The following is a 13,928-nucleotide window of genomic DNA, read 5'->3' as shown; positions in this document are numbered from 1 at the left end:
AATGTAGGAACAGGAGCCTTTTGTAACTCGACACTGTTAAAAAAACTCAATCAAGGTGAATATGAAGCTGTCCCTGCCGAGCTACAGAAATGGACCAAAGCAGGCGGGAAACGTCTTGAAGGTCTCGCACACCGGCGTGCGGCAGAAACAGGCTTATGGGCAAAAGGGGCTTATGTTTCCTCCAATTATCAAACAGTAGAAACGCAAGCACCAACGGGGGTTTTCAAAGCAGAAGCTCTTGCACCGATTATTGGCTCTTTCTCAGGTCTTGGCGGCTTGTTAGCAGGAAATGGACCCATCCAATGGGCTTTGGCAACCATTATGATTTTAGCCGCATGTGCGGGCATTTTCTTTGTTGCTAAACGCTTTCAGGAGCACCGCCTATGATCTTATGGATGAAAAGAAATCTGATGCTAACAGGCGCGGCTTTAGCCGCTTTTTTTATTGCATTAGCAAGAGCATTTACCCTTGGTAAAAAGAGTGAACAGCAAAAGCAAACGGAAAAAGCTTTAAAAGCAGCCACAACACGTCTGGAGGTGGAAAGTGAAGTTAATCAAAAAAGTGATGCTGATGTGCGTGCTGCTCTCTCTGACTGGTTGCGCGACAAATAAATATGCTTCTTCTTGTGTTGGCTGGTTGCCAATTTATTTAAGCCGGAAAGATCTGAACGCCATCAGTTCCAATTTAGCAAGAGAGATCTTAAAGCACAATAATCTAGGTGAACGCGTGTGTGGGTGGAAACATGGCTAGAAAAAAAACACAAGACGATACAGAGCTTACAGAAGCAGAAAAAGAAATACTTCAAGAAATCATCATGACCTACAAAAGTGTAAAAGTGATGTCTCGTTATACGAAATGGATTGTACTCATTATACTCTTATTAGCGCTTGATTTTTCACGTATTATGGATGCGTTTGTAAGTATTTTTACACAAAAACCAAATATCCGACTCTAAACATACTCTGAGACGCGCGAAATTCTTTAGAAAATGAATTCTTAATTTTTCTCGTCTCATGGAGGCGATAGAGAATGTCTTCGCCCATTTAAAACAGTGGATTTCAAAGAATTCAAAAAATTATTAGAGAATGTTGGAGGAAAAAGATGAGCTTTGTAACGGTATGTTGGAAAATCCTATTCCCGAACTTTTGTTAACGCTCCCGAACCTTTAAAAAGATTACAAAGAATCAATACGTTATAAATAGGAGAAAATTGGATGGCGGAGAGGAAGAGATTCGAACTCTCGAGAGCCTTTTGAGCCCTACTCCCTTAGCAGGGGAGCGCCTTCGACCACTCGGCCACCTCTCCAACAGAGAGGCATAAATGGTATCAACAGAAAGTTCAAGACATTTTCGATTTTTTTCCCAAATATCTGAAATTTTCTCCTATTGAGCCCATAGGGATAAAAAGTTAACAAAACAAAAATTGTGTCTTTTTTACCACATCATCTCGAATAGTATGTGTATACATTACAAAAAGGTAATTTCATATTTGAATATCTAAAAAGATTAGTATAGCTAAGATAACAAGTGCCGCGTATTTTACTTATGTCTTTGTCCTTAATGCGTTAGGTAAATGATACTCTTTAGAATTTAGAAGAAGATTAAACGGACCTCGGAGATCCCATATGAATATTAAATCCCTCTTTTTAAGCTCTACAGCAGCTTTTTTAGTAATTTCTGGAGCACATGCTGCTTCAACAGTTATCGCCGAACCCGAACCTGTAGAATATATTCGCGTTTGTGATGCCTACGGAAAAGGATATTTCTATATCCCTGGAACAGAAACCTGCATGCGTTTATCAGGAAATGTTCGTACTGATTTTATAGGCGGTGATAATGTCGATGCAACAACCGAAACTGAACTAAAAAACAAAAGAAAAACCTATGGCGCATCATCACGGCTCACCCTTGTTTTTCAAGCTGCTTCTGAAACAGAAATGGGAACACTTCGTTCATATGCAAGAATTTATTCAAACTGGGGTGATGGTAGAGATAACGCTGGGGCAAAGCTTGCAGCCGCTTACATTGAACTGGGTGGTTTTCGCGTAGGTCTTGATGATACAATTTTCAACAGTTGGACTGGTGGTTATGGCAACGTTCTCAATGATGACAGCATAGCACCAGCAGGTATTACACGCACCAATTTTATTTCTTACACTTTTAGTGGCGACACTGGCTTTTCTGCTATTATCGGAGCTGAATTAGGCAATAATTCAGCTACTCTTCCTGGAATAGGCGGATACTATATTGATAAAGATGATAAGCTTGTTTCTATCACTGAGGATACTCTTCCAAGTAAAGCAATTAAAAATTACACACCCAATGTGGTTTTGGGTATAAAATTTATGCAAAAATGGGGTGGTTTTTCAGCGGTTGCAGCATATGATGCTTACTACAAAAAGTGGGCTGGAAAAGTACGTGCAGATTTCAATATCAATGATCGTTTCAATCTATGGGTAATGGCTGGTTATAAAAGTGGCCTTGATTACTACACAGTGAAAGAAAATAGTGATGAATTATCACGAAACAGCACAACGATCTATGCAAACTGGGGCGGTAAATGGGCTGCTTGGGCAGGTGCCACTTACAAACTCACTCCAAAAGCAAATTTGAATGCACAAGTTTCTTATAGTGCTGTAAAAACTTTTGCAACTTCTGTAAATATTGCATATACGTTGGTTCCAGGATTTGTAATTACACCTGAATTGACCTATGTTTCTTGGAATGATGATCGCATTGTGAAGGATCACAATAATAATGAAAAACATTTATTCAATAAAAAAAGTGCTTTTCAAGGTATGATCCGTTTACAGCGTTCATTCTAATCCTATTTAAGCTAAAGATTTTAGAAACTGGCAACTTATGTTGCCAGTTTCTATTTTTGAAATCAAACATCATAAGCATCTTTCTTGATACTTATTTTCTTGTCTTTTTGACAAAAATTACTGACTTTCACAAAAATATTCTCAGAAAATTAACCTAATGTGCTTGATAAGAACACTGCATACGTGGTACTTACACATCAATTCAAACAATCTCTTGTGTGCCCTTTAAAGGTGAACAAATACCTTTGCTTTATTACCAAATTGATCTTTCTTGGTAATTTACTTCTAACCTTTGGAATTGAAGGTATGATCCTCTCAGATAAATTCTACACTGAACAGATAAAATATTGAAACAAACAAGACAGCATTGTGTTTTTGATATGCATGAATGTGTCTTCTATTAACATCCTAAAACACAACATTTTACAACGCTTCCACGCATTAAAAAACTTAATCATCAAGAAACATGTTGTCAAAACTATGCAAATATCCTCCAAAGCAATAAAAGAGAAAATAGATATATCTTCAAAAAATAAATTAACCTCTTCCCCTTTTAAAGAATAGAGACTCCTATCAGTAGCAATCTGTAAACGACCTTACTTTTCTTGAATATACATCACATTGATTTATAATGATAATTTATTATTTTGCATGTTGAATCAACCAAAACCATTCACTGGTACACGACAAGTAGAGAGAGCCATGTGAATAAAAACGAGTAAAGCAAATCCTTTTATGAATCGTTTTAAGTTCCAAGGGCTGTAGTAACATTAAAATCTAGCAAAGTGTATGATGGTGCTAGGCACTTTTATTAAACATAAAAATGAGGATACACTTCATAGAGGATTCTAGATTATATTCTTTATGAACGTCGCTGTAAAATATGTGTTGTAATGCACCCTAAAAGATATTTCTTTAAAACAAGCGTGTAAATATACAATAAAAGTCCATTTTGATTGAAGCGTTTTATCTTGCGTAAAGAGCATGCCATCATATACGCAACATCTTGACTTTACTCGTTTTTAAAGGCAGAAAAATATAAGACAAAGAAACAGTAAAATTTAATCTCTGCAAATCATAGAGCTTTCTGTAGAGTTATGTTTCCATAAAACGTCTTATACCGTATATGGGATTTTTTACACGATTAATGCCCTTTTTTACATAAAGCCAATTGGCAAAAAAAAGCCTCTCTTGATAAGAAAAAAGGCTTACACGTAATCATAACCATATTTTCAATTAAAAGGCATTGAATTCACGGAAAATATTTATCAACCAATGCATAAAGAATTGCTGCTGTTTCAACATCTAGAATCCCATCATAATTTTCTTGACGAAAATGAAGTTGAAATGCTCGGATCAAATCTTTGTATCCTGTTTGGGTACACGCAGCAGAAATGTCATATCCATAACATTTTAGTTTCGCCAAAACATCTTCTTTGGGTGGAAAATTCTTAGAGAATTGCTCTTGATAATGACTTTTTAGTTCATCATCATACCATGCTCCTATACCTGCCCTATAAAGTTCTCTCCATGGGAAAGCTGCTCCTGGATCACTCTTTCTTCCAATGGCAATATCACTATGTCCCACAACATCAGTTGGCATAATATCGGGATACCGTTGAAGAATATTCAATGCAAGCTCCTTAACGGCATCAATTTGTATTGGATTATAAGGAGGAAATATAACCCCCTCATCATGATACGTCATAAAATCAATTGTCTCTTCTGAAGACTCAGAATGACCAATCGCTAAATTAACGATTTCAATCCCGATAGATGCATCATTGAGATGACTATGCCCAGCCCATGAACTCACACCCGCATGCCATGCACGCTCATTTTCATCAACCAGATTAAAAATACGCATATCCTTAAAGCCTGCCTCACGATATGTTTGCTCTGAAGGATCAGGAACAAGATAGTGTGCACTAACCTTTTCTCCTGTAAGCGCCATAATCGAAGCTTTAAAATTAAGAGCCGTATAATGCATGACGAGAAAACGAATGCGACGATTAAAACTCTTGACAGAACGATAACTGTTGTAATCAATCTGATACATAAAAGTCCTTTCTTTTTTGCTAAAAAAGACCACTCCGCATCACAACAGATAGGACACGAGCTTTAAAAAATTCGCAATGAACTTTTCATTTAGATACTAAGAATTACGCCAAAATTTGTTTATCAAAAACATTGACACTCTTATCAACAAATAAGACACATTTTTTCTTCCTCACACACGCATAAAATGTATTTAACGACATTCACAAACACACCGCATTAAATATTTTCTCCAACAAATTCCTACAAATTACCAATCGAAAAGAAAACAAAAGCGTAAAATGATTACTCCTTAAACCTTCACATCTACAGAAAAAATAGTTCTTGCTGTTATCGAATTGAAAAATATCGCCCCTCGGAAGCGAACGCCCAACAATCGTGCAATCACACAAAAACTTAAAGGAAAAATTTTATGAGCTCTTTACAGCAATTTATTATCAGATAACTGAACGGCACATATTCGCAATAAACTGGACATATTTTTCAATAAAATTTGCAAAGCTTTCCTGTACATGACACGACTCCTTGTCTTTTCACAACATCACTTTTTGATTTACAAAGAATCTCAATTATTTACAACGCTTGAGGCACACGAAGTCTCTGGATTCCTTGTCATCAGCTCTATGAAAGATAACATCTTGATTTATAATAATAATTAACCATTATAAAGATTGAATGTAGCGAGCCTAATATAGTAAAGTTTTTCTTAATCTTGAATCAATCAAAGTCATTTAATTACACATCAAAAGAAAGATTAACCTATAGATAAAAACCACTTAAGAAAAGGATCAAAATGCTTCTTACTAATAGAACGTTCAATAATTTGAGCAATATTTTACGTCCCCATAGAGGTTCATTTGCTTTTCTCAGTTTGCAAATATCTTCTTAAAACCAACCAAGCTGCATATTCTTGTAAGACGACACCTAAAAGTGGTCGCGTATAGGGAAAAGTTACACGATCATCGTCATAACCTTTCATCCGTATAGTCATCGTGGCCTGTCCAAGGCTTTCTTCTTGATTTTCTAATGTCTCGATAGAAGGTAATAGGCTCACTTCAACCTCAAGCTTTGGAATATTTTTTGTACTTTTTTCTATGGGCTGAAAATATTTTAAAAGCCGCGGATCATTGGAAAACCAATGAACCTCTGCATGCATCGCTAATTGTTTACAAGCAGTAGTAACTTCTGCACCAACCAAATAGGGGTGAAAATGATTTTCAAATTCTTCCACGAAATGTTGTTCCAAGGGCGCTTCTGATTGACCAATCAGTTGCACAAGAACATAGGGGCTTTTCCATAAAAAATGCCGTTCAAATGGCTCATTTTCAAGATGACAATCAACCCACTGCGCAATGGTACTTTCATCAATTCCAATCAAAGTCCATGCATACCCCGCACGCGATACAGAAGAATATTTCTTCTCATTTTGTTCTAAATAATTCTCTAAAAGCGCAAGAGCCTGTGATGGTGGACCAGGCAAAACAACAAGCGTACTTCCATCGCAAGAGAGATAAAACCCTGGAGCTGTGCCCGTAGGATTATCAAGCACAGTTGCCGTCTCAGGAAACAATGCTTGACGCGCATTACTCTTATCCGCCGTAATCCCTAATCGTTGTAATTGACCTTTTATTGTTTGCCAAACATCTTCATGATATACCAAAGGCTGCTGCACGGCTTTTGCAACCGCATCACGTGTTATGTCATCTGATGTTGGTCCCAATCCCCCACTGATAATGATAAGATCTTCTTGTCCAAGACAAGAAACAACCGTTTCACTGATTTTCTGTAATTGATCAGCACAAACAAAATGACGTGTGACTTGAATATTTCTCTTGTTTAAGCTTTGACTTAAATCTTGTAAATTCGTATTCAAATATTGTCCTGAAAGGAGTTCATCACCAACAGTAATAATTGCCGCATGACACACAGAGACAGGATTCACAAGAGAATTGCGAACAGCTTCAGCCATTTGACGGGTAGAAGCGACACCTCCTAAATCGTAAGATACCGTTTTTCCAGCACGAATAACCTGATCAACACTCTCAGATAATTGTTTTGCTTCATCTTTAAAGCCTAAATGTTCTAAGAGTAAAGCCGTGGTATAAAGCATCGCAGAAGGATTTGCTTTATTTTGTCCAGCAATACCTGGTGCGCTTCCATGCACAGGTTCAAAATAAGCAATCTCGCTCCCCACATTTGCACTAGGAGCAAGCCCAAATCCCCCCATTACTCCAGAGCCAAGATCAGAGAGAATATTGCCAAACATGTTTTCAGCAACAATCACACCAAACTGCTCTGGCTTCGTTGCAATCCATAAAGCAACCGCATCAACATTATGAATATCTGCTTCAATTTCCGGATAGTTTTGCGCAATTTTCTCAAAAATTTCTCGAGAAAATTGTCCACTTTCTCGCATAACATTGGGCTTATCAGCAAAAGTAACCCGCCTCACGCCATATTTCCTTGCATAAGAAAAAGCATATTCAAATAACCGCTCTAAACCAAAGCGTGTCTGCAAACGGACTGTCCATGCAGCTTCCTCAAGCCCATATTTTGTCAAATTGGGATGTTTTAACCAAGCGGCTGTTTCAGGAGTGATACCCCGAAAATCCAATCCAGCATAAAGTCCTTCACTATTTTCTCTGATAACACAAAAATGGAAAGGCTTTCTAGGACCAAAGATGTATCTGACAGGGCGTACATTGGCAAACAGACCTAATTTTTGGCGAAGCTGAATAACCGGTGACACATAGGCAAGTTTTTTCTCTCGTAAATGCGGTTCAAGTTCTTTTAAAGCCGCTTCTTTTCCTTTGCTGGTCACAGCCCCAAGTAAAATCGCATCACTTTCAGCAATTTTTTGCCAGGTCGCTTTTGGAATAGGATCCCCTTCCTGTTTCCAACATTCAAAACCAATATCACCATAAGTAAACTCTATTGGCAATTGAAATTGCTCTAAGACCCTCAGCGCAGCATCACAAACCTCTGGTCCTATCCCATCACCAGGTAATACAAGCACTTTCTTTTTCATATCCCTCCATCCATTCATCAATGACCGCATCCGTCATAGTAGGATTATCCTCCCACAAACGCGTACCAGCACCAGAGATAATCTTATATTCATGATTCAGATTATGACTTTTCGTCTGATTATCTACCGTTGCAAGTTTTGACTTTTCTCCCACTAAAGCTAAAAACTTCCCCTTATACTTCACTATTTCATCTCTAGCATCCATCGCCAATAAGAGTTTAAATCCTCTTGTCATGCGTTCAATTGCCACGCTTTTTTGTTCATCAGGAACCTCCAATAAAACTCTTTTTTTCATAATGCCAGAAGGATGCATAAAACCATTGAGTATTTCCAAAGCCCCTGACAAATCATTATTTTCTAAGGAGGCAAGAATATCTCCAAGGCGCCGTTTCAAAACCTTATCAGGATAGCCAGGTGCATTCACAGCAAGCACAGCTTGAACATTGGGAAGCCGTGCTGCCAATATTTGTACCAACATTCCAGCCATAGAAAATCCCACAAGCACTGCGGGCTCTTTAAAATAGCTTTTAAGTTTTTCTGCCATAAAAGATAAAATATCTACAGCAGCATGATTGAGAACATGAGAACTCTTAGGAAAAAGAGAAAGCGTATCCAGCAGAGTGACAGAGAATCCTTTTGATAAGCATAGCTTTGTCAATGGAGAACAAAAAACACCACCATCCCAAATTGGCATTACAGGAGAAAGAATAATAATAGGAAGGCTCATTGATCAATTCTTCCCCTTATTTTAAAACATGCATTAGAGCCAAAACTTTTCACACCCAATATAATGAAAATATGTTGAAACTCTAGGCTCATACTCTCCCCCCATCATAATCAATTTGTTAAACTCAAACTAAGCTTGTAACAAATTTTAAACCCACTCAATCAAACAACATAATAAAAAAATTTATCTAATGTACAGATGCCCCATTCGTGTAAAACATCAAAAACATTTCCGCATAATGCTTTCTTTTTATCATTTCACTCAGCTCATTTCTGAGATCATAAACTCACGCGCTTTGCAGATATAAATTATAAAACCAAAAAGACAGCAAACAGCCAATAAAGCCGCCATAGTCTGTGGATTGTGCCCAGATATCTTTCCAATAACCGCAGCACTCAATGCCGCACTCCCTAATTGTAAAGCTCCCATCATACCGGAAGCTGCTCCAGCAGCTTGCGGGTGCGACGAAATCGCCAATGCTGTTCCCAATGGTAATAAAAAACCATTACCAAATGTAAGAACAGCAATAGCCGCAAAACTTGTCACAAGTGGCCACGGACTCACATACATTTGCAGAGAAAAGAGCAATCCCCCGATAACAAAAATGATATATCCCCGCCGTACAGTCCTTTCCATAGTTTCTCGTTTGAAAAACCACCGCGCCACAAGGTTCCCTACAATATAAGGGAGAGAAACCCCAATATAGCTATAACCAATGTATAGCGGTGATAAACCTAAAGTCGTAAGTAAAAAAGGAGATTCTACTATATAAGCAAAATAGGTCGCATAAGAAAAACACGGAATAAGTGCATAAAAGACAAATTGTTTATTTTTTATAACGGCTAAACTCCCCTTAAGAAATCCCACAAGAGAAAAACGCTGACGTTTTTGAGGAGGCAGAGTTTCCGTTAGCACAAAATAACACAGCAAAATGGTCATAAATATAAAAAAGCTTAAAAAGATAAAAGTTGCCTGCCAATGAAAAGCTTGTATCAAAAGTCCACCAATGAAAGGTGCAAGTGCTGGTGACATTCCAATAAAAGGAAAAACAATCAAATAAAGCTTTCCGGCCGCTTTTTTATCCAATAAATCATTGATAATTGCACGACTTAAGACGATACCCGCACAAGCACCAAGACCTTGCAAAAAACGTAACACAAGAAAAGCGTGAATATGAACTGTATAAATCACACCAAGTGTCGTAAATAACCACAAAAATAAGCCCAATAGAAGTGTTTTTTTACGCCCAAAATTATCACTCAGCGGCCCATAAATGAGCTGTCCAAGTGCCAATGCCAACAAAAAAACTGCCACTGCATTCTGAATTTGAGATTGTGTCACTTGATAATATTGACGCATCTCTCCCAGTGCTGGTAAAAAAATATCGGTAGAAATCAAACCTCCTGTTGATAAACATACGATAAGTATAATGAATGGTAATGTATCTTTATGTTTCATCAGGAAAGTCACATTTCTTAAATTTAAAAATATTTAACTTTTACGTGTATAGCAAAATAATAATTTATATTTATAAATATAAATCTATTTTAACTTTATCCACAGGGAATAAAATAATAATTTTTCTTTATTCTTTTACTTTATTTGAGAATAATTCATCTTGTTGATGCATAAATCCAATGTCTGATCCGCACGCACACGCAACACGTAAATAAACACTTAGCGCTTCACTTTATAATTAATTTTAAAGCATAGCAAACCGCAATTTTAAAACTATACGCAAAAGAAGCTAAAAGATCAAAACTCCCCTTCAGAAATATATTTCCCAATCCAAAATAGCGCATTTTGTTGTATTCATGTTGCCCTATCTTCATCAGCTTTTTTCATTGATATCATCAACAAAAACGCTCCCAAACTCTATCCCCTCTCATGATAACAACATCACTCTCCCGACAACATCCTTTATCAGAATTGGTTCACAATGTTCAAAGAAAAAAGAAACCACAAACTCCCTCTCCTCAAAACTACCCACGCAAATATTATTGTAACAATACAGCGTATAATAATGCCTCATGGAAAAGTTTTTATAAACACAAATAATTGAGCAAATAAACTTAATAGCCCACTAATATCATAAAGCAAATTGTGCTTCTGTCTCCCCCAAAAATCTAAATTCATCTTGTCCATTTTGTTAGATTTTCATTCTACATAACCATCACAAAATTTACTGCCTAAGCTATTGACAAACATGATATAATGAAAATTTGACAAATCATTCTGAATCTAATTTAGAAAGCAAGGGGACTATTAATGAATATAACAGAACTAGCCACGTACCAATTACTGTACCTATTAAAGTGGAAGGAAAGACATACACAGAAATCATCTTACGCCGCCCGAAATTTAAAGACTTAAAAGCAATACAGAGCAAAGAAGGCGACGAGCAATCAATTGAAATGATCGCATATCTTTCAGGGTGGTCCTATAATGCCATCAGTAAACTTGATATTCGTGATTTTTTAAACATTAAAGACATTTACGGGCCTTTAATAAAAAAAGTATTAAAAAAGCTTGATAAAATGAATACAATCATAAAAATCCCATCCCTAAAAATCCTATCCTTAGAAACTCAATTTTCTAAATATCTCAAAAACTTTATAAACAAAGTAAATGCACCCATAAAAAGCGTAATGGATGAATGTATTTTAATCGACAATAAACCCGAAAAACGCACAAGTAACCTTCACACAAATACATTTGAAACAGAATTCATGACAACTGCAAATACAAAAGTGAAAACCTGTAGCACCTATGAACCGATTACAGTTCATAATCCCACCGTCATAAAGGGGGAACACATGACTTTTACAAAATGCAGTTTCTTAGTACAAGATGGTCCATCAAATCAAATTTATCTCTCAAATCAAAATGCTCTTACATCGCATAAAAAACCTGCATGCGAAACTAAAAAACAATCTTTGGAGAGAATCTCGAAACTTTTGGACATTGTCTCAAAACTTTTCAACTTTCCTCTTTGGTTTTGGGAGTTTTTACTCAAAGAACTTAGAAAATTTTTCTAGCATTTCTTTGATATAGAGCAATAAGAGAAGGAAAAACAGCTTAGAACACTCATGTTTCTTCCTTCTCTTTTATCTCTCATAGCTTTTTGAATTGAATACCTTTGATATTTATTTGAATACTCGAAGCGTTCTTTTAATTACTAAGTACAATATAAAAAACTAAAATTTTAGAAGACTCGCTGTTTTTACAAAAAAATGAAATAAAGACTCTAGAATTTTAAGTAATGATCACCGTCCTGTTTTCGATGATTTCTGTCCTTTTTAGTGCATATCTATTCACTTTTGGAACATAATTGGCAAAAAGACATTGTATCTCCAGCATATTCAAGGAGATAAAACATGGAAACTCGCATTCCTGAAGACACACCATTCGATACGAATTTTCTAGGAGAAACATCTCTAGAAGAAAAGTATCCCTTTTTTCACACACCCATTTCATGGTCCGCAATCTTTGCGGGATTGGTGACAGCCCTTGCCACCTCAATCTGCCTCTCTTTTCTGGTAGCAGCTTTAGGCTTAAGCCAAATGGATTTCACCTCTTCAACCCCATTTGAAGGCTCTTTCCTCTCTTTTGGCGTGGGTTCTGTTATCGTCACACTGATTAGCCTAGCCTTGGGAGGTTTTGTAGCTGGACGTTTTGCTGAATCGTCAGGGACGCTTCATGGCTTTCTCACTTGGGCTCTCATAACATTGCTGATGACCCTCCAAGCCATCCACGTGGTTTCTAGTACAGCAAAGATAGGAGCTAAAACTGCTCTAGAAAACAGCTCTATGGTCCAACAAACCGTAGATAGCCTCAAAACCAATATTTCCCCCATACTTGCAAAATTAAACAGCGAAAGTCTTGAAAAGTTTTTTGCAAAAAACAGTGACAATGGCATCAATTTTGACCAACTTGGTAGTGAATTGCGCACCCTTCTCAATAAAAGCGATATTCCTGCTCTCAACCCTGATCGCTTGAAACAAACCTATCAAGCAGCTCTCAACGATATTGATTCTGCGATCACAGCTTTCAAAAATGATCCTTCTCACTATCGCACCACTTTAAAAAATCTTGGTGAGCGCCTGTCTGATCGTGTAGAAGATCTCACGACAAAATTTGATCGAAGTGATATCATCAATGCCCTCATAAAAGATGGCATGCCCCGTGCGGACGCACAAAGAACAGCCAACAATGCGCTTCATATTTATCAGACAGCAGAAGCAAAAACTGCTCAGGCAATTGAAGCCCTTGAAGAACAGGCTGAAAAACTCTCGGACAATCTTGAGGATACTATCAAGGCAGCAAAAAACACTGCAACTAAAGCCACAAAAACAGTCTCCAATATGGGATGGTGGGGCTTTTTAGGAAGTCTGGTCGGCGCCATTATTTCCAGTGTTTTTGGCTATTATGGTTATAGAAGCCGTAAGGACTTTTTCAAGTTTTAAAACTTCTACCTCTAAAGCAAACACATAAAAAGCTGCACACATGATGCAGCTTTTTTTGCAAAATTTCCTTGATTTTTCATGCTTTTCAACAATTCTATTTTTTTTATGTTTTTTCTTCAAGAAATTTCTTAAATGAAGTGTTGACTCCATCGATTATATATATGCGTTACAGCGCAACAAATATGCGACTATTGCTCTATTTTTGCCATTTAAGCAAAACGAATTTCGCAGAAAAATACTCCTCTACAATCAACAACTTTTCTTAATATGGAAAGCATATCAATCTTACATCTCATGTAAGAGAGAGCATTATGCGGTTAACATTTCATCCACGCACAATATGAGAGAATAAGGTGAAATTTCTCTGATACAAAAGGAATACCAACCTACCAAATTATCTATTTTCAACAAAGTAACACTTTCACCGCTTCAATACCAGTATATTAGTTTGAATATACGAACACAATTTACATTCTAGATTAAATGTATCAAATAAATAATAAACACAAAATCTATGGATAAACAACGGTTTAACTTTACACGCTTAAAACAAAGGACAAAACTCTATAATCATACGTTATTAAAACTTTTTTTGTAAATATTTTTATACAGACATCAAAAATCGTACCATTGCTTTCAATACAAGAAACCGACATAAAAAATGATATATAAACAAACATTGGATTTTTCAGTCAATAATTTGATTTATGTAAGCATACACGTCTCATATAGATTCTGCTTTTGCTCTCATGCAGAGTGAGTTGACGGCGAATAGACTCCTCGATAAACTCATTAAGATCAACTTAACCGATGGTTTTATTTTGG

General features: G+C 36.7%; 10 protein-coding genes and 1 tRNA gene. 6 read left to right on the top strand and 5 right to left on the bottom strand.

What is annotated here, in order from left to right:
• The 3 genes from ACFIKO_RS08070 to ACFIKO_RS08060 all read left to right on the top strand — a co-directional run.
• On the top strand, positions 1 to 387 hold a 387-nt coding region (locus tag ACFIKO_RS08070), incomplete at its 5' end, for a lysozyme (protein ID WP_375673704.1).
• A complete protein-coding gene (locus ACFIKO_RS08065; protein ID WP_375645204.1) occupies positions 384 to 611 on the top strand; it encodes a hypothetical protein in 228 nt (75 codons plus the stop codon). The genes ACFIKO_RS08070 and ACFIKO_RS08065, both read left to right, overlap by 4 nt.
• 131 nt (positions 612 to 742) lie before the next feature.
• Entirely contained in the window at positions 743 to 955 is a 213-nt protein-coding gene (locus ACFIKO_RS08060) for a hypothetical protein (protein ID WP_375620805.1), read from the top strand.
• A 259-nt stretch (positions 956 to 1,214) separates the two neighbouring features.
• Here ACFIKO_RS08060 and ACFIKO_RS08055 read toward each other — a convergent pair.
• A tRNA-Ser gene (locus ACFIKO_RS08055) sits at positions 1,215 to 1,305 on the bottom strand.
• Positions 1,306 to 1,624: 319 nt separating this feature from the next.
• Between ACFIKO_RS08055 and ACFIKO_RS08050 the strand changes: the two genes are divergently transcribed.
• Positions 1,625 to 2,824 (top strand): porin, encoded by a 1,200-nt coding sequence (locus ACFIKO_RS08050; protein ID WP_375620343.1) that lies wholly within the window; start codon positions 1,625 to 1,627, stop codon positions 2,822 to 2,824.
• Positions 2,825 to 4,076: 1,252 nt separating this feature from the next.
• On the opposite strand, the gene ACFIKO_RS08045 is transcribed toward ACFIKO_RS08050, so the two are convergent.
• From ACFIKO_RS08045 to ACFIKO_RS08030, 4 genes are all read right to left on the bottom strand, one after another.
• Positions 4,077 to 4,883, bottom strand: a complete 807-nt coding sequence (locus tag ACFIKO_RS08045) for an N-acetylmuramoyl-L-alanine amidase (RefSeq protein ID WP_375620344.1) — start codon at positions 4,881 to 4,883, stop codon at positions 4,077 to 4,079.
• Positions 4,884 to 5,735: 852 nt separating this feature from the next.
• A complete protein-coding gene (locus tag ACFIKO_RS08040) occupies positions 5,736 to 7,910 on the bottom strand; it encodes an isocitrate/isopropylmalate family dehydrogenase (RefSeq protein ID WP_375673703.1) in 2,175 nt (724 codons plus the stop codon).
• Positions 7,879 to 8,637 (bottom strand): alpha/beta fold hydrolase, encoded by a 759-nt coding sequence (locus ACFIKO_RS08035; RefSeq protein ID WP_375673702.1) that lies wholly within the window; start codon positions 8,635 to 8,637, stop codon positions 7,879 to 7,881. The genes ACFIKO_RS08040 and ACFIKO_RS08035 overlap by 32 nt, the downstream gene beginning before the upstream one ends.
• Positions 8,638 to 8,898: 261 nt before the next feature.
• Complete coding sequence (locus tag ACFIKO_RS08030; protein WP_375620347.1) at positions 8,899 to 10,095, bottom strand: multidrug effflux MFS transporter; 1,197 nt, start codon at positions 10,093 to 10,095, stop codon at positions 8,899 to 8,901.
• A 764-nt stretch (positions 10,096 to 10,859) separates the two neighbouring features.
• Here ACFIKO_RS08030 and ACFIKO_RS08025 point away from each other — a divergent pair.
• Positions 10,860 to 11,675, top strand: coding sequence for a phage tail assembly protein (locus ACFIKO_RS08025; RefSeq protein WP_375673700.1), 816 nt, complete (start codon positions 10,860 to 10,862; stop codon positions 11,673 to 11,675).
• Positions 11,676 to 12,014: 339 nt separating this feature from the next.
• A complete protein-coding gene (locus tag ACFIKO_RS08020) occupies positions 12,015 to 13,103 on the top strand; it encodes a DUF3792 domain-containing protein (RefSeq protein ID WP_375673698.1) in 1,089 nt (362 codons plus the stop codon).
• Positions 13,104 to 13,928: the final 825 nt, after the last annotated feature.

Origin of the sequence: Bartonella sp. TS82HLJMH (genome assembly GCF_042193495.1) — a bacterium.
GTDB lineage: Bacteria > Pseudomonadota > Alphaproteobacteria > Rhizobiales > Rhizobiaceae > Bartonella > Bartonella grahamii.
The sequence above is the reverse complement of the archived record's forward strand: the minus strand, read 5'-3'. Positions and strand labels throughout refer to the sequence as shown.

Bases quoted from the DNA above. Each gene is read 5' to 3' on its own strand.
- ACFIKO_RS08065 (WP_375645204.1), top strand. From the start codon at position 384: ATGATCTTATGGATGAAAAGAAATCTGATGCTAACAGGCGCGGCTTTA.
- ACFIKO_RS08060 (WP_375620805.1), top strand. From the start codon at position 743: ATGGCTAGAAAAAAAACACAAGACGATACAGAGCTTACAGAAGCAGAA.
- ACFIKO_RS08050 (WP_375620343.1), top strand. From the start codon at position 1,625: ATGAATATTAAATCCCTCTTTTTAAGCTCTACAGCAGCTTTTTTAGTA.
- ACFIKO_RS08045 (WP_375620344.1), bottom strand. From the start codon at position 4,883: ATGTATCAGATTGATTACAACAGTTATCGTTCTGTCAAGAGTTTTAAT.
- ACFIKO_RS08040 (WP_375673703.1), bottom strand. From the start codon at position 7,910: ATGAAAAAGAAAGTGCTTGTATTACCTGGTGATGGGATAGGACCAGAG.
- ACFIKO_RS08035 (WP_375673702.1), bottom strand. From the start codon at position 8,637: ATGAGCCTTCCTATTATTATTCTTTCTCCTGTAATGCCAATTTGGGAT.
- ACFIKO_RS08030 (WP_375620347.1), bottom strand. From the start codon at position 10,095: ATGAAACATAAAGATACATTACCATTCATTATACTTATCGTATGTTTA.
- ACFIKO_RS08020 (WP_375673698.1), top strand. From the start codon at position 12,015: ATGGAAACTCGCATTCCTGAAGACACACCATTCGATACGAATTTTCTA.